18 protein-coding genes are annotated in these 19,531 nt (G+C 60.8%); 6 read left to right on the forward strand and 12 right to left on the reverse strand.

Annotated features, from left to right (window positions below; all coding sequences use genetic code 11):
• Window positions 1-136: 136 nt before the first annotated feature.
• Window positions 137-757, reverse strand: a complete 621-nt coding sequence (locus AC1MDT_RS09170) for a TetR/AcrR family transcriptional regulator (RefSeq protein ID WP_480421715.1) — start codon at window positions 755-757, stop codon at window positions 137-139.
• Window positions 758-896: 139 nt separating this feature from the next.
• Here AC1MDT_RS09170 and copC point away from each other — a divergent pair, with 139 nt between their 5' ends.
• The 6 genes from copC (at window position 897) to AC1MDT_RS09200 (ending at window position 6,722) form a co-directional block, all read left to right on the forward strand.
• A complete protein-coding gene (copC, locus tag AC1MDT_RS09175; protein ID WP_480421716.1) occupies window positions 897-1,262 on the forward strand; it encodes a copper homeostasis periplasmic binding protein CopC in 366 nt (121 codons plus the stop codon).
• 3 nt (window positions 1,263-1,265) lie between these two features.
• A complete protein-coding gene (gene copD / locus AC1MDT_RS09180; RefSeq protein ID WP_480421717.1) occupies window positions 1,266-2,123 on the forward strand; it encodes a copper homeostasis membrane protein CopD in 858 nt (285 codons plus the stop codon).
• 248 nt (window positions 2,124-2,371) lie between these two features.
• A complete protein-coding gene (locus tag AC1MDT_RS09185) occupies window positions 2,372-3,664 on the forward strand; it encodes an OprD family porin (protein ID WP_480421718.1) in 1,293 nt (430 codons plus the stop codon).
• Between the two features lie 255 nt (window positions 3,665-3,919).
• The gene (locus AC1MDT_RS09190; protein WP_480421719.1) at window positions 3,920-4,738 is read left to right on the forward strand and encodes an NAD-dependent epimerase/dehydratase family protein; all 819 of its coding nucleotides are present in this window, start codon (window positions 3,920-3,922) and stop codon (window positions 4,736-4,738) included.
• A 40-nt stretch (window positions 4,739-4,778) separates the two neighbouring features.
• A complete protein-coding gene (locus tag AC1MDT_RS09195; RefSeq protein WP_480421720.1) occupies window positions 4,779-5,666 on the forward strand; it encodes an SMP-30/gluconolactonase/LRE family protein in 888 nt (295 codons plus the stop codon).
• A gap of 171 nt (window positions 5,667-5,837) precedes the next feature.
• Window positions 5,838-6,722, forward strand: a complete 885-nt coding sequence (locus AC1MDT_RS09200) for an aldose 1-epimerase (protein WP_480421721.1) — start codon at window positions 5,838-5,840, stop codon at window positions 6,720-6,722.
• On the opposite strand, the gene AC1MDT_RS09205 is transcribed toward AC1MDT_RS09200, so the two are convergent.
• The 11 genes from AC1MDT_RS09205 to AC1MDT_RS09255 form a co-directional block, all read right to left on the reverse strand.
• Entirely contained in the window at window positions 6,692-8,434 is a 1,743-nt protein-coding gene (locus AC1MDT_RS09205) for a PAS domain-containing hybrid sensor histidine kinase/response regulator (RefSeq protein ID WP_480421722.1), read from the reverse strand. The genes AC1MDT_RS09200 and AC1MDT_RS09205 overlap by 31 nt on opposite strands.
• Entirely contained in the window at window positions 8,418-9,581 is a 1,164-nt protein-coding gene (gene ercA, locus AC1MDT_RS09210; RefSeq protein WP_480421723.1) for an alcohol dehydrogenase-like regulatory protein ErcA, read from the reverse strand. The genes AC1MDT_RS09205 and ercA overlap by 17 nt, the downstream gene beginning before the upstream one ends.
• Before the next feature lie 228 nt (window positions 9,582-9,809).
• Complete coding sequence (gene pqqE, locus AC1MDT_RS09215; RefSeq protein WP_480421724.1) at window positions 9,810-10,943, reverse strand: pyrroloquinoline quinone biosynthesis protein PqqE; 1,134 nt, start codon at window positions 10,941-10,943, stop codon at window positions 9,810-9,812.
• Window positions 10,940-11,692, reverse strand: a complete 753-nt coding sequence (gene pqqC, locus AC1MDT_RS09220) for a pyrroloquinoline-quinone synthase PqqC (RefSeq protein WP_480421725.1) — start codon at window positions 11,690-11,692, stop codon at window positions 10,940-10,942. The genes pqqE and pqqC overlap by 4 nt, the downstream gene beginning before the upstream one ends.
• Window positions 11,693-11,816: 124 nt before the next feature.
• Window positions 11,817-12,731, reverse strand: coding sequence for a pyrroloquinoline quinone biosynthesis protein PqqB (gene pqqB, locus AC1MDT_RS09225; protein ID WP_480421726.1), 915 nt, complete (start codon window positions 12,729-12,731; stop codon window positions 11,817-11,819).
• A 55-nt stretch (window positions 12,732-12,786) separates the two neighbouring features.
• Window positions 12,787-12,858 (reverse strand): pyrroloquinoline quinone precursor peptide PqqA, encoded by a 72-nt coding sequence (gene pqqA, locus AC1MDT_RS09230; protein ID WP_010455123.1) that lies wholly within the window; start codon window positions 12,856-12,858, stop codon window positions 12,787-12,789.
• Window positions 12,859-13,120: 262 nt separating this feature from the next.
• Complete coding sequence (gene exaC / locus AC1MDT_RS09235; RefSeq protein WP_480421727.1) at window positions 13,121-14,641, reverse strand: acetaldehyde dehydrogenase ExaC; 1,521 nt, start codon at window positions 14,639-14,641, stop codon at window positions 13,121-13,123.
• 250 nt (window positions 14,642-14,891) lie between these two features.
• The gene (locus tag AC1MDT_RS09240; protein WP_480421728.1) at window positions 14,892-16,667 is read right to left on the reverse strand and encodes a PQQ-dependent methanol/ethanol family dehydrogenase; all 1,776 of its coding nucleotides are present in this window, start codon (window positions 16,665-16,667) and stop codon (window positions 14,892-14,894) included.
• 270 nt (window positions 16,668-16,937) lie between these two features.
• Window positions 16,938-17,876 (reverse strand): quinoprotein relay system zinc metallohydrolase 1, encoded by a 939-nt coding sequence (locus AC1MDT_RS09245; protein ID WP_480421729.1) that lies wholly within the window; start codon window positions 17,874-17,876, stop codon window positions 16,938-16,940.
• Window positions 17,877-17,892: 16 nt separating this feature from the next.
• On the reverse strand, window positions 17,893-18,654 hold the full coding sequence (locus AC1MDT_RS09250) for a quinoprotein dehydrogenase-associated SoxYZ-like carrier (RefSeq protein ID WP_480421730.1): 762 nt from the start codon (window positions 18,652-18,654) through the stop codon (window positions 17,893-17,895).
• Complete coding sequence (locus AC1MDT_RS09255) at window positions 18,654-19,529, reverse strand: substrate-binding periplasmic protein (protein WP_480421731.1); 876 nt, start codon at window positions 19,527-19,529, stop codon at window positions 18,654-18,656. The genes AC1MDT_RS09250 and AC1MDT_RS09255 overlap by 1 nt, the downstream gene beginning before the upstream one ends.
• Window positions 19,530-19,531 lie beyond the last annotated feature (2 nt).

Genomic DNA, 19,531 nt, shown 5'->3' on the forward strand with positions numbered 1-19,531 from the left:
CGGCGCCTGAACGGGCGCCTTCGCGAGCAAGCTCGCTCCCACAGGGTTCTCGGGTGTACGCGGGATTTGTGTACGACATAAAACCACTGTGGGAGCGAGCTTGCTCGCGAAGGCGTCGGCAACAGCAGCGCAAACCTCAAGGCTCCAACCCGATCCCCCGCAAAATAACACTGGTCACTGTCTGAATCGCCCGCTCAAACTGCATGTCCGACAACGGCTGATGATCGTTCAGAATATTCACCTGATGATCGAAGTCAGCGTAATGCTGGGTTGACGCCCAGATCATGTACAGCAGGCTTGAAGGCTCCACCGGCAGGATGCGTTTGTCGTCCACCCACTGGCGAATTTTCGCCTCTTTCATCTTGGCCCAGTCGTACAGACTGACGTCGAGTTTCTCACCCAGGGTCGGCGCACCGTGGATGATCTCGTTGGCCCAGACTTTCGAGCCATAAGGCCGGCTGCGGGAATGGTTCATCTTGGCGCGGATGTAGCTGCTGAGCACCACGCGCGGGTCATCGAACATCTCGAAGCACAGCGCATCCTGCTTCCACACCTCCAGCAGATCGAACAGCACCGCGCTGTACAACTCACTCTTGGTGCTGAAGTAGTAATGCAGATTGGAGCGCGGCAGTTGCACTTCGGCGGCGATGTCCGCCATGGCGGTGCTGCCGAAGCCTTTTTCGGCGAAGACCTTCTCGGCCCCCAGCAGAATTTTCTCGACGTTACTGCGACGAATCTCGATCTTGTGATTGCCCATGAGGGCTCCCTGACAACAGCATGGGTCAAGACTAACACCCGCTCTACATCGCGGCGACAGGGGAAAACGAAACTTCGTACAGCCCGCCTCTCGCAGGTAAACTGACACCCCTTCGACCCCGCCTCAGAGGTATTCCACGATGCAGCTCAAGACCACCCTGACCACCGTCGCCCTGCTGGGCTCGCTTCTCGCCGCATCGTCGGTGTTTGCCCATGCCCATCTGAAAAAGCAGACGCCGGCCGCCGACAGCACCGTGAGCCCGCCGTCGGAGCTGCGCCTGGTGTTTTCCGAAGGCGTTGAATCAACCTTCAGCAAGGTCACGATCAGCAAGGACGGTGCCGATGTTCCGGTGAAAAGCCTGACCACCGAAGGCAGCGACAAGAAAACCCTGATCGTCACACCAGCCGCCCCTTTGGCAGCAGGTGCCTACAAAGTCGAATGGCACGCCGTATCGGTCGACACCCACAAAAGTGAAGGCGCCTATAGCTTCAAGGTTGGCCAATAATTCATGACGAGTGCGATGGTGCTGTGCCGCTTCCTGCATTTCACCGTGGTGTTGATGCTGTTCGGGGCCTGCCTGTTCAGGCCTCTGCTGCTGGGCCGTGAGGCGGTGCTGGACCAACCGCTGTCCAGTGTCACCCGATGGCTGGCCTCCGTGGCATTGATCAGCGGCGTCTGTTGGTTGCTGCTGATCACCGTCAGCATGGCCGGAAGCGGGAGTGCAGCATTCGAGCCATCGACCCTGGGCCTGGTGCTGGGTAAAACGTTCTTCGGTCAGGTCTGGCGCTGGCACCTGCTGATAAATGCGTTACTGGTGGTGCTGGTGCTGACGCCATTGCGTTCGAACTTCCCGCTACGCATCGGCCTCACCAGCCTTTTGTTGGCGACCCTTGCCCCGGTCGGCCACGGGGCGATGCTCGATGGTCTCAGCGGCCAATTGCTGATCTTCAATCAAATCGTCCACTTGATCTGCGTCGGCGCCTGGCTTGGCGGGCTGATGCTGTTGGTGATGATCCTGCGTCAACCGGCCGGCCATGCTGTCGGCGCTATCCTGGGGCGATTCAGCGGTGTCGGCTACGGCTTGGTCGCCGGGTTGGTCGTGACCGGCCTGATCAACGTACGGGTGCTCACCGGGGCTTTTTGGCCGACGCCGTTGCTGACAGGGTTCGCGCTGATTCTGCTGATCAAGGTGTCGCTGGTCGCCGTGATGCTGGGCCTGGCGCTGTTCAATCGACTGTGGATCAACGACAGCGAACAACGCCTGACGACCTTGCGCGCCAGCGTGGTGCTGGAGTGGTTTCTGGGGATGGGCGCTGTGGCAGCGGTTTCGTTGCTGGGGACCATGCCACCCATGATCGCAGGCTAGAACACAAATCCGGTGTGGGAGCGAGCCTGCTCGCGATGAATCCGAAGGCGGCGCATTTTCCCAGGCAGCATGCGTCTTCGTTTACGTCCATCGCGAGCAGGCTCGCTCCCACGGGTTAATCCAAACCCCGCCTAGTCATCGTACAACTTCTGATTGACAACCCCTGAAAGCCTCGCAAATAATCGCCCCCTTGTTGTACGACGACGTACGACAATTATAAAAACAAAAAGCAACAAGGGAGCGTTACTGTGAGCAAGCTCGTCCGCCATTCCGTCTGCACCCCTCGCCCGACCTTCGCACGTCGCCATACCTTGAGCCTGATCGGTTGCAGCAGCCTGGCACTTGCCCTGCCGATGACCAGCCATGCCGAAGGGTTTGCCGATGACGCTAAAGCGACGTTGAACCTGCGTAATGCCTACTTCAATCGCAACTTCACCAACCCGGCGTACCCCCAGGGCAAGGCCGAAGAGTGGACGCAAAACTTCATTCTCGATGCGAAGTCCGGCTTCACCCAGGGCTTCGTCGGTTTCGGCGTGGATGTGCTGGGCCTGTACTCGCAGAAACTCGACGGCGGCAAAGGCACTGGTGGCACACAGTTGCTGCCGATCGGCAGCGATGGCCGCCCTGTCGATAACTTCGGCCGCCTGGGTGTGGCGCTGAAAAGCAAAATTTCGAAAACCGAAGTAAAAGTCGGTGAATGGATGCCGGTGCTGCCGATCCTGCGCTCGGATGACGGCCGCTCCCTGCCGCAAACCTTCCGCGGCGGCCAGGTGACGTCCAATGAGATCAGTGGCTTGACGCTCTACGGTGGCCAGTTCCAGCAGAACAGCCCGCGCAACGATGCGAGCATGGAAGACATATCGATGAACGGCAAACCGGCGTTCACCTCGGACCGCTTCAACTTCGGCGGTGGCGAGTACACGTTCAACGACAAGCGCACCCAGGTCGGCGTCTGGTACTCGGAACTCAGCGACATTTACCAGCAGCAATATTACAACCTCAACCACAGCCAACCGCTAGGCGACTGGACCTTGGGCGCCAACCTTGGCTTCTTCAATGGCAAGGAAAACGGCAGCGCCTTGGCCGGCGACCTCGACAACAAAACCACCTTCGCCCTGCTCTCGGCCAAATACGGCGGCAGCACCTTCTATGTCGGCCTGCAAAAACTCACCGGTGACAGTGTCTGGATGCGCGTCAACGGCACCAGCGGCGGCACCCTGGCCAATGACAGCTACAACAACAGCTATGACAATGCCCAGGAGAGATCCTGGCAGGTGCGCCACGACTACAACTTCGTCGCGCTGGGCATTCCCGGACTGACAATGATGAACCGCTACATCAGTGGCGATAACGTGCACACCGGGGCAATCACCGATGGCAAGGAATGGGGTCGCGAATCGGAGCTGGCTTACACCGTGCAGAGCGGCGCGCTGAAAGACCTCAACGTCAAATGGCGCAACTCGAGTATCCGCAAAGATTTCAGCACCAACGAGTTCGACGAAAACCGCCTGTTCATCAGCTATCCGATCTCGTTGCTGTAAGACAGGCTGACACAAATTTTTGTAGGAGCGAGCCTGCTCGCGAAGGACTCAAGAGCCGCGCGTTTATTCAGAAAATACGCGTTATCGTTAACGTCCATCGCGAGCAGGCTCGCTCCTACAAGGGAGAGGATAACCCTCCGTCATTTTCAACCAACGTTGCGTTGACAAGACCCGGAAAGCCTAACGATACTTCGATTTAGTCATACGACAACCTACAACGAACCCGCCAACAATAACTGCGCGCCCAGGACTTCCATGACCACCCCTTCTAAAGCCCCTTTCAACCGCCTACTGCTGACCGGCGCCGCCGGTGGCCTCGGTAAAGTGCTGCGCGAAAGCCTGCGCCCGTACGCCAACGTGATTCGCCTGTCGGACATCGCCGACATCGCGCCGGCCATCGATGACCGCGAAGAAGTGGTGCCCTGCGACCTTTCCGACAAGCATGCCGTGCATCAACTGGTCGAAGGCGTAGACGCGATCCTGCATTTCGGCGGTGTGTCGGTGGAGCGTTCCTTCGAAGAGATTCTCGGCGCCAACATCTGCGGCGTCTTCCACATCTATGAAGCCGCACGCCGTCATGGTGTGAAGCGCGTCGTTTTCGCCAGCTCCAATCACGTGATCGGTTTCCATAAGCAAGACGAAGTGATCGACGCCCACTCCCCACGCCGCCCGGACAGCTACTACGGGCTGTCCAAATCCTACGGCGAAGACATGGCCACGTTCTACTTCGATCGCTATGGCATCGAGACCGTCAGCATCCGCATCGGCTCAGCGTTCCCGGAACCGCAAAATCGCCGGATGATGAGCACCTGGCTGAGTTTCGGTGACCTGACTCGATTGATTGAACGTGCGCTGTATGCTCCAGGCGTCGGCCACACCGTGGTGTACGGCATGTCCGATAACAACAACGTCTGGTGGGACAATCATCTGGCAACTTGCCTCGGTTATGCCCCGCAGGACAGCTCCGACGTGTTTCGTGAAAAGGTCGAGGCGCTGCCACTGCCATCTGCCGATGATCCGATCCGGGTCTACCAGGGTGGGGCCTTTTGCGTGGCCGGCCCGTTCGGCGACTGATCCAGAATCCCAGCAATAGACACCAGGGTAAACCGTTGCCATGCAAGCCGAATTGATTGTCGATGCCCGTAACGCGGTCGGTGAAAGCCCGGTCTGGGTTCCCGAGGAAAACGCCCTGTACTGGGTTGACATTCCTGCCGGAGGGCTACAGCGCTGGCGTGCCGAAAGCGGCCAAGTCGACACCTGGACGGCCCCGGAAATGCTCGCCTGCATTACCCGCAGCCGCGCAGGTGGCTGGATGGCCGGGATGGAAAGCGGCTTCTTTCATTTGCGTGCGCACGACGACGGCAGCCTCGACAGCGACCTGCTGGCCCACGTCGATCACGCCCGCACCGACATGCGCCTCAACGATGGCCGCTGCGATCGTCAAGGGCGTTTCTGGGCCGGCAGCATGGTGCTGAACATGGGCGCCAACGCCGCCGCCGGCACGCTTTATCGCTACAGCGCCGGCCAGCGCGGCCCGCTCGATCCACAACTGCACGGGCTCATGGTGCCCAATGGCCTGGGTTTCAGCCCGGACGGAAAAACGATGTACCTGTCGGATTCTCATCCCTTGGTCCAACAGATCTGGGCCTTCGATTACGACATCGACAGTGGCACACCCTCGAACCGTCGGGTGTTTGTCGACATGAATCACTTCAACGGACGCCCCGACGGCGCCGCCATCGACGCCGACGGTTGCTACTGGATCTGTGCCAACGACGCCGGGCTGATTCACCGCTTCACCCCCGACGGTCGACTGGACCGTTCGCTGACCGTGCCCGTCAAAAAACCGAGCATGTGCGCCTTCGGTGGCAGTCGACTGGACACGCTGTTCGTGACCTCGATCCGCCCTGCTGACGATCATGACGAACAATCGCTGGCCGGCGGCGTGTTCGCCCTCGACCCGGGCGTCAAGGGCTTGCCTGAACCTCTTTTCAAGCAATGAAAAACATCCGCCCCTTGTAGCAGCTGCCGAGCACCGCGAGGCTGCGTCCGCAGTCTGACTGAAGGAACCTGGCTGCAGGGTTTGCGACGGCTGCGCCGCCGAACGCTGCCTCGCGGTGCTCGACGGCTGCTACAAGGCTCAGCGGTGTTCTCACATCAGAGTTCAATTGACATGACGCCAACACTCCTCGAACTCGAAGACGACTTCACCCGCCTCACCCTCGCCCCCGACACCGGCGCGAGCATCGTCAACTGGACCGTTCGCAGCACCGGCCAACCGCTGTTGCGCCACAGCGACGCCCACGCCCTGAACACCGGGCTGCCCGGGAAACTTGCGTGCTATCCCTTGGCGCCCTGGTCAAACCGGATTGCCCAAGGCGGTTTCAACTGCCCCGAGGGATGGCTGGCGCTGACGCCCAACAGCCTCACCGATCCCCTGCCGATTCATGGCAGCGCCTGGCAACAGCCGTGGCAGGTGATTTCCCGGACACGCAATGAAGTCGTCCTGCAACTCGACAGCACAACCCCCTTCGCCTACCGTGCCCGCCAACGCTTCCATCTGAGCGAAGGCAAGCTGAGCATCGAATTGCACGTTACCCACCTGGACGAACGGGCTGCCTGGCATGGGCTGGGTTTGCATCCTTACTTTCCGCGCACCGCCCGAACGCAGTTGCAGGCGCCGGCTCGACACGTCTGGTTATGCGATGCCACAAAACTGCCGACCCACCTGAGTTCATTACCCGCCGAGTGGGATTTCCAGCAATCAAAGGGATTGCCTGACACGCTGGTCGACAACGGTTTCTGCGAATGGGACGGCCATTGCCTGATCCAGCAACCCGACCTCGGTTATGAACTGGACTGCCAGGTCACCGGCAGCGACTACTACCTGCTGTATTGCCCGGTGGACCTGGCCTTTTTCTGTATCGAACCGGTGAGTCATCCGGTCAATGCGCACCATCTGCCGGGTCGGCCGGGGTTGCGGTTACTGGGCCAGGGGCAAACCGCCGAGTTGGGGTTCAGCCTGCACTATCGCGCACTTGACGACCCCAGCATCTGACTCAGCACCGCACGCAACTTGCCGGGTTTCACGGGCTTGTTCAGCAGCGGTGCGTCGAGCCGTTGCAACGCACGCCGACACTGGTCGGTGCGGTCGGCGGTGATGATGACCGCTGGAATCGTCTGGTTGAAATGCTCGCGTAAATGCCTGACCACATCACAGCCCACAACGCCGTGATCGAGGTGATAGTCCGCCAGAATCAGCTCCGGCGCCTGGCCCTGTAACGCGGCCAGCGCTGTGACCTCATCGGTGGCGGTGAGCACTTCGCAGCCCCACTGCCCGAGCAATGCGCGCATGCTTTCAAGGATGCTCACCTCGTTGTCCAGCACCAGCAAACGCCGGCCTGGCAATGGGTTGCCCATCCCCGGCTGCGGTGCCGCCAGACTGATGGGCAGCGGAATCTCATGGGATATCGGCACGTCGATGCTGAACATCGAACCGCGCCCCGGCAGCGAATGAACCTGTATCCGGTAGTCGAGAATTTTGGCGATCCGCTCGACTATCGCCAGCCCCAGCCCCACGCCTTTGCGGTCGGCGGCGCGTCCGACGTCCAGTTGGTTGAACTCGAGAAAAATCGAGTCGAGCCGATCGGCTGCAATTCCGCGTCCGGTGTCCCAGACCTCGATACGCAACACGTCGCCCCTGCGTCTGGCCCCCAGCAAGATGCTGCCCTGGTCGGTGTAGCGGCAGGCGTTACTGAGGAAGTTGCGCAGGATGCGGGTCATCAAACGCAGGTCGGTATGAACGGCGTAATCGCCGATGCGCGAGCGCAGGGTCAACCCGGCCGCTTGCGCCACTGACTGGAACTCCGAAACCAACGGCCCGAGCAATTCGTCGAGCCGGTACAGTGCGATGTCTGGCTTGACCGCCGCCTGATCGAGCCGGGAAATGTCCAACAGATCCGTGAGCAAATCCTCCGCGCCTTCCAGGGCCTGGTGCGTGCGCTCCACCAGCACCTGCTCGACGTCGGGCAGCCGGCGCTCGCGCAAGGTCGAGATCAGCAACCGCGCGGCATTCAGCGGTTGCAGCAGGTCGTGGCTGGCGGCCGCGAGGTATTTGTCTTTGCTGCGGTTGGCGGCCTGGGCGGCGTCACGGGCATCGCGCAGCGCCTGCTCGACCTGCTCACGCTGGGTGATCTGCTGTTGCAGATTGCGGTTGGCTTCCAGCAACTCATCGGTACGCGCGGTGACCCGTTGTTCCAACTCGTCATTGAGTTGTTGCAGGCGTTGCTGGGCCAGTTTTCGTTCGGTGATGTCGGCAACGAAACCTTCCACCAGACCTTCCTGATCGGGTTTAAGCAGCAGGTTCATCAGCACGTCGAGGCTGCTGCCATCCTTGCGGCGCAACTGGGTTTCATAGCCGTGCAGACTGCGTTGGGTTTTCAGGATTTCGCCAATGTTTTCCAGTTCTTCGGCACCGCCGATAAACAGGTTGCTCGCCAGATCGGCCAGGGAGAACAGCACCTCTTGCGGGTCCTGATAGCCGAGCATCCGCGCCAGCGCCGGGTTGGCGGCGCGCATGCCTTCGAGCAGGCTGGCCTGGAAGATCCCGTGCACCGCATTTTCGAACAGCCATTTGTAGCGATTGCGCTCGGCTTCCAGTTCGTCGAGGCGCGCGGCCAGTTCCGGGTAATGGCTCTTGCGCGCCGAGTGGTTGCCTAATCCCAGTAACCCGGCCAGCGCCCGTTGCTGTTCGTCAGAGGGCTTCGCCATAGACGACCTCGACATCACGCTGACTGGACTCTCGCGGGTTGGTCAGGATGCACGGGTCGTGCATGGCGTGTTGCGACAGGAAGGGGATGTCTGCTGTGCTGACCCCGTGCAAACCGAGGGTTTCATGGAAGCCGATGGCACGTTTTAGAGCGATCAGGTGTTCGACCAGACGCCCGCAAATCTGCCGGTGATTGAGGCCCCGGCAATCAATACCGAACGTCTCGGCGATCACCTTGAAACGCTCCGGTGCCGACGTGTAGTTGAACGCAACGACGTGTTCCACCAGCACCGCGTTGCACAAGCCGTGGGGCAAATCCAGAAAGCCGCCCAGGCTGTGGGACATGGCGTGCACCGCGCCCAGGATCGCATTGGAGAACGCCAGCCCGGCCTGCATGCTGCCCAGCATGATTTTTTCGCGCAGGGCAATGTCCGTGGGGTTGGCGATCATCTGCACCAGGTTGCCGTTGATCAGCCGCATCGCCTCCAGTGCATGGGGGTCAGTCAGTGGCCCATGACCGGTCGAGACAAACGCTTCGATGGCATGGACCAGCGCGTCGATCCCGGTACAAGCCGACAGGAACGGGTCCATGCTCAGGGTGGTTTCCGGGTCGATCAGCGACACGTCCGGCACGACAGCCTTGCTGACGATGGAGAACTTCATCCGCTCTTGCTGGTTGGAAATGATCACGAACTGCGAGACATCCGCCGATGTGCCGGCGGTGGTCGGAATCAGGATCAGCGGCGGGCTTGGGACGCGGATGGTGTCCACGCCCTCGAACTCAAGGATGTTGCGTCCATGGGCGACGACAATGCCGATGCCTTTGCCGCAATCCATCGGGCTGCCACCTCCGACCGCCACGATGACATCACAGTGGTTTTCCCGGTACAGCTCGGCGCCGAGCATGACTTCCTCGACCCGCGGATTGGGTGAAACGTCGCTATATAAAAAATAATCGATGCCCTGCGCTTGCAGGCTGGCCTCGACATCGGCGACCCACCCGGCGGCAATCACCCCGGGATCACTGACCACAAGCACCTTACGCGCACCAAAGGTCTTGGCGTAGTTGCCGACATTGTGCCGGCAACCGGCACCAAAGATGATTTCAGGTGAAACGAATTTACGCAGCTGGCTGAGATTCTGGCTCATTGGAAAGCCTGTTTTTTATTGTTTTGAAAGGTAGATTCCACACTAAAGCATCCGGCTGCGAATGCAATCAGACCAATGGGTAGCACTTGCTTCCATTCTCTAAAGATTCATTGTAGGAGCGAGCTTGCTCGCGAAGGACGTAAAAACACCGCGGACATACAGGGAGTACCCATCATCGTTGACATCCTTCGCGAGCAAGCTCGCTCCTACAGTGGCGCTGTGCGTGATTCATCCGCGGTAGATCAGTCGCGAGGCCTTTTCGTTGCGCAACGTCAGGTGCTCCATGCCCTGCCCCGGCGCATCGGCTTCCTCGCGGGCCTTGAGGATCACGCCGTGATGCGCTGACTTGCTGCACACCGGGTCGGCATTGCTGGCATCGCCGGTCAGCATGAACGCCTGGCAGCGACAGCCGCCGAGATCCTTGTGCTTTTCATCGCAGGAACGGCACGGCTCTTTCATCCAGTCATCACCGCGAAAACGATTGAAACCGAAGGAGGCGGTCCAGATGTGTTCGATGCTGTGCTCGCGCACATTGGGAAACTCGACCGGCAACTGCCGGGCACTGTGGCAAGGCAACGCGGTGCCGTCCGGGGTGATGTCGAGAAACAGATTGGCCCAGCCGTTCATGCAGGTCTTGGGGCGCTCTTCGTAGTAATCCGGGGTGACGAAGATCAGCTTGCACGGGTGGCCCTGCGCCTCCAGGCGTTGTCGATATTCGTTGGTGATGCGCTCGGCGCGCTGCAGTTGCTCGCGGGTCGGCAACAGGCCGACGCGGTTGAGTTCTGCCCAGCCGTAAAACTGGCACGTCGCCAATTCGACGAAATCCGCTTCCAGCTCCAGGCAAAGCTCAATGATCTGAGCAATCTGATCGATGTTGTGCCGGTGGGTGACGAAGTTCAGCACCATCGGATAGCCCTGGGCTTTCACCGCTCGAGCCATGGCGAGTTTTTGCGCGAAGGCTTTGCGCGAGCCGGCGAGCATGTTGTTCACCGCTTCGTCTGCCGCTTGAAAGCTGATCTGGATATGGTCCAGCCCGGCGACCTTGAAGTCGCGCACTTTCTGCTCGGTCAGACCGATCCCCGAGGTGATGAGGTTGGTGTAGTAACCCATGTCCCGCGCCGCTTTGATCAGCTCTGCCAGATCCGGTCGAACCAACGGCTCGCCACCGGAAAACCCCAGTTGCGCGGCGCCCATTGCTCGCGCCTCGCGAAAGACCCGAATCCATTCTTCGGTGCTCAGCTCTTCGCCTGATGCGGCGAAATCCAATGGATTGGAGCAGTAAGGACATTGCAGCGGGCAGCGGTAAGTCAGCTCTGCCAACAACCACAAAGGTGGGCCGGGGCGCTGATCAATCTGCCTCACAGGGCGATCCCCCGGTGCCAGACGTTGTGGGGGGTGACGGTGTGATAAGGCGGGCGTTCCAGTTCGTAGGCCATGCTCATGGCATCGAGCATGCTCCAGAGAACGTCGAGCTTGAACTGCAGAATCTCCAGCATCCGTTGTTGGCCTTCGGCGGTGACGTAATGCGCCAGCGTGATGCGCAAACCGTGCTCGACATCCCGCCGCGCCTGCCCCAGCCGCGTACGGAAATAGTCGTAACCGGCGACGTCGATCCACGGATAGTGAGTGGGCCAGGCGTCGAGCCGGGATTGATGGATCTGCGGAGCAAACAGCTCGGTGAGTGAACTGCTGGCGGCTTCCTGCCAACAGGCGCGACGCGCGAAATTGACGTAGGCATCCACGGCGAAACGCACACCGGGGAGCACCCGTTCCTGGGACAGCAGGTGCTCGCGTTCCAGCCCCACCGCTTCTCCCAAACGCAGCCAGGCCTCGATGCCACCTTCGCTGCCGGGCGCACCGTCATGGTCGAGGATGCGCTGCAGCCATTCACGGCGCACGTCGCGGTCCGGGCAGTTGGCCAGAATCGCGGCATCCTTTAGTGGGATATTGACCTGATAGTAGAAGCGATTGGCGACCCAGCCCTGAATCTGCTCGCGGGTGGCGCGCCCGGCGTACATGGCTTGGTGGAACGGATGATGAATGTGGTAGTAGGCGCCTTTGGCACGCAGGGCGGCCTCGAATTCGGCGGGGGACATGGGGGTGTTGGTCATTGCAGTTCTCCGGATTTGGCGGCGTTTGGACTGGCCTCATCGCGAGCAAGCTCGCTCCCACATTGGATCTGTTGCGCAAACAAGCCCCCTGTGGGAGCGAGCTTGCTCGCGATGGGGACATTCGCTACAACACAATGTCCATGCCGTCATAGGCGACCTCAATCCCGCGCCGCTCCAGCAACGCCCGCTCCGCCGAGTCTTGATCAAGGATCGGGTTAGTGTTGTTGATGTGGATCAGCACCTTGCGCTGGCGGGTGAAACCCTCCAGCACCTCAAGCATGCCGCCGGGTCCGCTCTGTGCCAGATGGCCCATTTCACTGCCCAGACTGTGGCCGACTTCGCACACGCGCATCTCGTCATCGCGCCATAACGTGCCGTCCAGCAGTAGGCAATCGGCGCGCTGCATCCAGCTCAACACGTCGTCATCGATCTGCCCCAGGCCCGGCGCATAGAACAGTGAGGCACCGCTGCGCAGGTCTTCGACAAACAGGCCGATCGTGTCGCCGGGTTGCGGATGGCCGCGATTAGGCGAGTACGGCGGTGCGTTGCTGACCAGGGGAATCGCCCGAAACTGCAGGTGTTCGCAGGCCGCAATGCTGAACGGCTCGCGGTCCAGGCCGATGGGTTGCCACTGCAAGCCGCCATTCCAGTGCGTCAGCATGGTGAATAACGGGAAGCCGCTGCTCAGGTCCTGATGGACTCGCGCGGTGCACCACACTGAATGCGGGCAACCTTCGCGCAGGCTCAACAGGCCGGTGCAGTGATCGATCTGACTGTCCAGCAGGACGACACCGGCAATCGCGGTGTCGCGCAACCGGCGTGCCGGTTGCAGGGGCGCGAAACTCGCGAGTTGCGCGCGGATGTCCGGTGAAGCGTTGCACAGCACCCACTCCACACCGTTGTCGCTCAGGGCAATGGAAGACTGCGTGCGTTGGTGCGCCCGCAAGCTGCCGTTGCGCACACCCGTGCACTGGCGGCAGTTGCAGTTCCATTGCGGAAAACCGCCGCCAGCGGCGGAACCGAGAACGCGGATATGCATGGTCGATGCTCCAGAAGGCAGGCCCGGCCAACGCAACGGTTGGCCGGGTGAACAATCAGCGGTTGGCGAAATACATCGTCACTTCGAAGCCAATGCGCAGGTCGGTGAACGCGGGTTTATTCCACATGGGTCAATCCTCTTCTTGTGCCGGTCAATTCCGGTAAAGCCATTAATGCACGGGGGGCCAGGTGACCGAATGCTACTTTCGAAGGAGATGGCGGCGTGCGTTGGTAGGGGGTGCCGAAAGACTTCCAGGCATTACCCAAAACCACTGTGGGAGCGAGCTTGCTCGCGATGAGGCCAGTACATTCAACATTGATGTTGACTGTCAGACCGCTATCGCGAGCAAGCTCGCTCCCACAAGTTTTTCAGTGTTTTTACGGGGGGGGTTAGAAGAACCCCATCGGATTGATGTCGTAGCTCACCAGCAGGTTTTTGGTCTGCTGGTAGTGGTCGAGCATCATCTTGTGGTTTTCACGGCCGACCCCGGATTTCTTGTAGCCACCAAACGCAGCGTGGGCCGGGTACAGGTGGTAGCAGTTGGTCCAGACACGTCCCGCCTTGATCGCCCGACCCATGCGGTACGCACGGTTGATGTCACGGGTCCACAAGCCGGCGCCGAGGCCGAACTCACTGTCGTTGGCGATCGCCAAGGCTTCAGCTTCGTCCTTGAAGGTGGTGATACCCACCACCGGGCCGAAGATTTCTTCCTGGAACACGCGCATTTTGTTGTGGCCCTTGAGCAGCGTCGGCTGGATGTAATAGCCGCTGGACAGGTCGCCTTCAAGACGTTCGGCCGCGCCGCCGGTGAGCAACTCGGCGCCCTCCTCCTGAGCGATTTTCAGGTACGAGAGGATCTTGTCGTATTGCTGCTCCGAGGCCTGGGCGCCGACCATGGTCTCGGTGTCCAGCGGATTACCGCGCTTGATCTTGACGATCTTCTTCATGACTTCGGCCATGAACGGTTCGTAGATCGACTCCTGCACCAGCGCCCGTGACGGACAGGTGCAGACTTCACCCTGGTTGAAGAAGGCCAACACAAGCCCTTCGGCGGCCTTCTCGATGAACTGCGGCTCGGCGTTCATGATGTCTTCGAAGAAGATGTTCGGTGATTTGCCGCCCAGCTCAACGGTGCTTGGAATGATGTTCTCGGCAGCGCAATGCAGGATGTGCGCGCCGACCGGGGTGGAACCGGTGAAGGCAATCTTCGCGATACGCTTGCTGGTGGCCAGCGCCTCACCGGCTTCGCGACCAAAGCCTTGAACGATGTTCAACACCCCGGCCGGCAGTAAATCGGCAATCAATTCAGCGAACACCATGATCGACAGCGGCGTCTGCTCGGCGGGTTTGAGCACCACGCAGTTGCCCGCCGCGAGGGCCGGGGCGAGTTTCCATGCGGCCATCAGCAGCGGGAAGTTCCACGGAATGATCTGCCCGACCACGCCCAGCGGTTCGTGAAAGTGGTAGGCGGTGGTCAGTTCGTTGATCTCGGCGGCACCCCCTTCCTGCGCGCGGATGCAACCGGCGAAGTAACGGAAATGGTCGGCGGCCAGCGGCACATCGGCGTTCAGGGTTTCGCGCACGGCTTTGCCGTTGTCCCAGGTTTCGGTGACCGCGAGGATTTCCAGATTCTGTTCGATACGGTCGGCGATTTTCAGCAGCACCAGGGAACGGTCCTGGGCCGAGGTCTTGCCCCAGGCATCCGCGGCGGCATGAGCAGCGTCGAGTGCTTTGTCGATGTCGGCGGCGCTGGAGCGCGGGAATTCAGCAATCACTTCACCGGTGACCGGCGACGTGTTGGTGAAGTACTGGCCATTGACCGGCGCGACGAATTCGCCGCCGATGAAATTGCCGTAGCGCGCTTTGAACGAAACGACGGCGCCAGGTGTTCCGGGTTGTGCGTAGATCATGGTGGGCCTCTGTCTGGGTCGATGCCTGTCGGGCAAACAGGCGATGAATCGATGGTAGCGAGCCCCGCGTGCCAGACGAATGCGCCGTTGGCAGGGGGAGTCTCGTTATTTGGTCGTAGGAGCGAGCTTGCTCCGGGCGGCGTTCCGACGATGGTCGTCAACGATAACGCTGGAAACCTGACACTCCGCGGCGTTCTCGGGTTCATCGCGAGCGAGCTCGCTCCTACAGGGTTATGCGGTGGGTTCAGGGTTAGTGTTTGGCCACCAGATCCTTGGGCAACTTGAACGTCCAGAGCATGCCGCCCTGGTTGAAATCCTTGATGCGCTTGGCCACTTCGCCGCCCCAGAGCGGAACAGCACCGCCCCAGCCGGACAGCACCGAGACGTACTGTTCGCCGTCCATTTCCCAGGTCACAGGCGAGCCGAGCACGCCGGAGCCGGTCTGGAATTCCCAGACTTTCTCGCCAGTCTTGGCATTGAACGCCTGGAGGAAACCTTCCGGCGTGCCGGTGAACACCAGGTTGCCTTTGGTGGTGAGCACACCGCCCCACAGCGGCGCGTAGTTCTTGTGGCGCCAGACTTCCTTGCCGGTTTTCGGGTCGATGGCGCGCAGCACACCGATGTAATCTTCGTTCAATGGTTTGATGGTGAACCCGGCTCCGAGGAACGCCGCGCCTTTCTTGTAGGCGATGCCTTCATTCCAGATGTCCATGCCCCACTCGTTAGACGGCACGTAGAACAGCCCGGTGTCCTTGTTGTAGGCCATCGGCATCCAGTTTTTCGCGCCGAGAAAGGCCGGGGCGACGAACACTGAACTGCCTTTGGCTTCTGTGCCTGGGGCGCCGGGACGGCTGGCTTCGTTGTAGATCGGCCGGCCATCTTTATCCAGGCCAGAGGCCCAGGTGATCTTGTCCACGAACGGGAAGCCGCGGATGAATTTGCCGTTGGTGCGGTCCAGCACGTAGAAGAAACCGTTGCGGTCGGCGGTGGCGGCGGCTTTGATTTCTTTGCCGTTTTCGGTGTAGTTGAACGAGATCAATTCGTTCACGCCGTCATAGTCCCAGCCGTCGTGAGGTGTGCTCTGAAAGTGCCACTTGATCGTGCCGTCGTCTGGATTGAGGGCCAAGCGCGACGATGAGTAGAGGTTGTCGCCCGGACGCAAGTGCGAGTTCCATGGCGCCGGGTTGCCGGTGCCGAACAGCAGCAGGTTGGTTTCCGGGTCGTAATAGCCGCCCAGCCAAGGCGCCGCGCCGCCGGTTTTCCAGAGATCGCCGGGCCAGGTCTTGCCCGCTTCACCGCCGGAGATACCGTTTTCTATCGCTTTGCCGTCCTTGTAGACGTAGCCCATGTGGCCCTCGACCGTCGGCCGGGTCCACAGCAGGTCACCGTTTTTCGGGTCGTAGGCCGAGATCTTGCCGACCACCCCGAACTCGCCACCGGCCACGCCGGTAATCAGCTTGCCGTTGATCACCAGCGGCGCGGCGCTGATCGAATAGCCTTCCTTGTGGTCGGCAACCTGCTTGCTCCACACCACTTTGCCGGTGTCTTTGTTCAGGGCCACGAGTTTGGCGTCGAGGGTGCCGAAGAACACCAGGTCGCCATACAGCGCCACGCCACGGTTGATTACGTCGCAGCACGGACGGATGTCGTCGGGCAGGCGCGCATCGTATTGCCAGAGTTTCTTGCCGGTGCGCGCATCCACCGCGAACACCCGCGAGTAAGAGCCGGTCATGTACATCACGCCGTCCTTGATCATCGGCTGTGCTTGCTGACCGCGTTGTTTTTCACCGCCGAAGGAGAACGCCCACACGGGCCGCAACTCCTTCACGTTGTCGACGTTGAGAGTGTCCAGCGGGCTGTAACGCTGACCCTGGACGCCCAGACCGTTGGTGACGATCTGCTCCGGGTTCTTGGGGTCCTGGAGGATGTCTTGATCGGAGACGGCGGCCAATGCCTGGCCGGACAACAGCATGGCACTGAGCAGCACACTCAAGACGAAGGGTTGGCGACGTGCGGGTTGGGTCATGACGGCTACCTCTGCGGTTTTTTGTTATACCCGGGAAATTTTCCCGGTCTGGTGCAGATTCTTGGGCGCCGCCGCCTTTGCAACAATTACCCGCAATGCTGAGATTGCTAATCCCTTAGTACCGGGTCGGATGAGATGAGTCCCGGATTTGTGATCAACACTGCCCCCCCTGTGGGAGCGAGCCTGCTCGCGATGGTGGGTCAGTCGACATCAATGTAGCTGACCCACCATCGCGAGCAGGCTCGCTCCCACAGGGGGTTCTGTGTTTGCTCATTTTCCTGCGGTGGAATCGACTCGGGTCATTTGTGCGCGCTCATAGCGCGGGTACAAATGGCTTACGCTGCGGATCAGTTCATAGCGGCTCAGGTTGATGCCGGCGAAACGTTCGGGGATGGGACTGCGGATCATCTCGGCCATGTCGCTGCCGTTGGCGGCGCCGTCACGCATCAGTTGGTCGAGCCAGGTCAGGTAGTCATGCATTTGCTCGAAGGGCTTTGAGTCCGTGGCCACCGGCCCATGTCCGGGCACGATCAGCGTCCACGGCAAGCCTTGCAGCGTCGCGATGTCTGCCAGCCACACCGACAGCCCTGGGCTGTTGGGCGTGGTCAGCGCACGCTGATAAAACACCAGGTCCCCGGCAAACAGCACGCCGGTTTGCTGGTCGAGAATAGCCAGATCCGCGCCCGTGTGCCCACCCAGGCTCAGCAGGCGTAGATCGTGATTCCCAAAATGTCGCACGCCGGGTGTCAGCGTCTCTGACGGCAACACCACTTCGGTGCCGCGCATCCAGTCGCCCACCAACCGATACAGGTTTTCGGCCATGGCATCGCCCTGTTCATGCAGCAGCGCGGTGGTGTCGGCCAGCGCGCCAATGGGCACATCGCTGAAGGCTTGATTGCCCAGCACATGGTCCGGGTGATGATGGGTCAGCATGACCTGGATCACCGGCTTGTCGGTGGTCGCGGCAATCGCTTTGCGCATGGCCTCGCCGTAGCGCTTCGACGGCCCGGTATCGATCACCACCACGCCGCGTTCGGTGACGATGAAGGCGGTGTTGACAATGTTGCCGCCGTTGGCCTTGGCGAAATTGTCGGTGCTGCCTTCCAGCAGCCAGGTGTCTTCGGCGATTTGCCGAGGCTTGAGTACGTAGTCGAGGTCGGCCAGTGCCGGCAGACTCAGGCTTATGAACAACAACAGCATCCAGCGCATGATGCGTTCCTCGGGGTCAGGGTATGGCCGCATCGAATTGATTGCCGCTGTTGTCCCGCAGCAACAGGCGCGTCTGCCCCGCCCCTTCGATGTCGAAGGTCAGGTTGGGGTTTTCGCTGACGGCGGGAAACAGTTCAAGGCGAGCCAACACCTGACCGTTCTGATCCCGCAGCTCGGCATGGTTGATAAAGAATTCCGGGATGCCGCTCACCATGCCGTTGTCCATCGGATGCGCCACCTGCAAGCGCAAGCGGCTGAACTCACCACGGGGGTAGCGACCGCCCAGCACTTCGCCAATGTGCTCCTGCCAGCCTGGCTGGGTGCGCACTACGCTGGGCGCCGTGCAACCGCCGCCCGCCGCGTCAATCAGGGTCGAGCCGACGTGCCAGAGCCCGTCGCGGGTCAGGACGGCGGCACGCAACGGTGTGGCTTGTTCGATACGGATGCGGATCGACAGCCAGGGCAGCACGCGATCCACGGGTTGGAAATCGACGATTTTCGGCAAGGGATTAAGTTCGGCCCAGGCGAGGATTTTCACCACCTCGCCCTTGAACGCCCGGGCGTCGATTTCCAGGGGCACTTGCCGCGAGTCTTCGGCGAACGGCGGTGCGAGCAACTTGACCCGCTCATCGAAAACGAACGGTGCATCACCGAGCATCTGCTTGTGATAGAAGTCCCACATCACTGACGGCACCGGGTCTTTCCCCGGCTCGATCTGCGCCGCCTGCGCGGCGATGGGTAGCCAACAGGCCAACAGGCAACTCACTCGCCAGTTCACTATTGGTACATCTCGGGCACGTCATACCGCAGGCCGTAACGGGCATAAATGGCTTTGACCGAGCCGTCGCGGATCAACGCTTCCAGCGCCTCTTCCACGGCGTAAGCCAGTTGACGGTTGCTCTCGTGCACCGCCATGCCGATTTCCCAGAGCTGCTTGCCCATGTTCGGGTAGGCGTTTTCGGCCAGCGCCACTTGCGGGTCGGCCGCTTCGTGCACTTGCCAGTCAATCTCGCCGCGCATGGCCATCACCGCGTCGACTTCACCGGCCTTCATCGCGGCAAACGCCTGGGGCACACCCGGATAATGGTGGGTTTTGCCGGCGAGCATGCCGTTGAACACCGAGGTCAGGTAGAACGAGGGCACGCTGTCGACTTCGACACCGATCGGGTGCTGCTCGAACACCGCGACACTGCCCACCGAGTCCAGCCGGCGACGATCATAGGCGACTTGCCATTGCTCGTTCTGGTACGGACCGAACATCACCACGTGGTCGTTCTCCAGCTCGCCCAGTTCATTGCGTTTTTGCGAGTAGTCGCGGTCGTACGGCACGCGCATCATCAGGTCGGCCAGTTGCTGGTTGTGCAACTGACTGGCCCGCCAGATGTAGTCGCGCAAATCGTCATCGAGTTTCTCGCCGGCCGGCGCCCAGATCAGCGTCAAGTGCACGCCCAGTGCCTTGGCCAATGCCTCGGCGAGTTCGACATCCACCCCTCGTGGCTGGCCGGCGTCTTCGAAGCTGTAGGGCGCGAAGTCTTTGTAGACCGCGACTTTCAGTTCCCCGGCGGCGATCATTTGGTCAAAGGTACGGACCTGCGCCTGCGCCATCTGGCAGCACAGCAACATGGCGCTGATCAACACGGTGAGCAGGCGCATGG

Source organism: Pseudomonas sp. ASL7, assembly GCF_056680375.1.

What these genes read in the sequence shown, in the direction of transcription:
- AC1MDT_RS09170 (WP_480421715.1), bottom strand. Translation starts at nt 757, where the DNA reads ATGGGCAATCACAAGATCGAGATTCGTCGCAGTAACGTCGAGAAAATT.
- copC (WP_480421716.1), top strand. Translation starts at nt 897, where the DNA reads ATGCAGCTCAAGACCACCCTGACCACCGTCGCCCTGCTGGGCTCGCTT.
- copD (WP_480421717.1), top strand. Translation starts at nt 1,266, where the DNA reads ATGACGAGTGCGATGGTGCTGTGCCGCTTCCTGCATTTCACCGTGGTG.
- AC1MDT_RS09190 (WP_480421719.1), top strand. Translation starts at nt 3,920, where the DNA reads ATGACCACCCCTTCTAAAGCCCCTTTCAACCGCCTACTGCTGACCGGC.
- AC1MDT_RS09195 (WP_480421720.1), top strand. Translation starts at nt 4,779, where the DNA reads ATGCAAGCCGAATTGATTGTCGATGCCCGTAACGCGGTCGGTGAAAGC.
- AC1MDT_RS09200 (WP_480421721.1), top strand. Translation starts at nt 5,838, where the DNA reads ATGACGCCAACACTCCTCGAACTCGAAGACGACTTCACCCGCCTCACC.
- AC1MDT_RS09205 (WP_480421722.1), bottom strand. Translation starts at nt 8,434, where the DNA reads ATGGCGAAGCCCTCTGACGAACAGCAACGGGCGCTGGCCGGGTTACTG.
- ercA (WP_480421723.1), bottom strand. Translation starts at nt 9,581, where the DNA reads ATGAGCCAGAATCTCAGCCAGCTGCGTAAATTCGTTTCACCTGAAATC.
- pqqC (WP_480421725.1), bottom strand. Translation starts at nt 11,692, where the DNA reads ATGACCAACACCCCCATGTCCCCCGCCGAATTCGAGGCCGCCCTGCGT.
- pqqB (WP_480421726.1), bottom strand. Translation starts at nt 12,731, where the DNA reads ATGCATATCCGCGTTCTCGGTTCCGCCGCTGGCGGCGGTTTTCCGCAA.
- exaC (WP_480421727.1), bottom strand. Translation starts at nt 14,641, where the DNA reads ATGATCTACGCACAACCCGGAACACCTGGCGCCGTCGTTTCGTTCAAA.
- AC1MDT_RS09240 (WP_480421728.1), bottom strand. Translation starts at nt 16,667, where the DNA reads ATGACCCAACCCGCACGTCGCCAACCCTTCGTCTTGAGTGTGCTGCTC.
- AC1MDT_RS09245 (WP_480421729.1), bottom strand. Translation starts at nt 17,876, where the DNA reads ATGCGCTGGATGCTGTTGTTGTTCATAAGCCTGAGTCTGCCGGCACTG.
- AC1MDT_RS09255 (WP_480421731.1), bottom strand. Translation starts at nt 19,529, where the DNA reads ATGCGCCTGCTCACCGTGTTGATCAGCGCCATGTTGCTGTGCTGCCAG.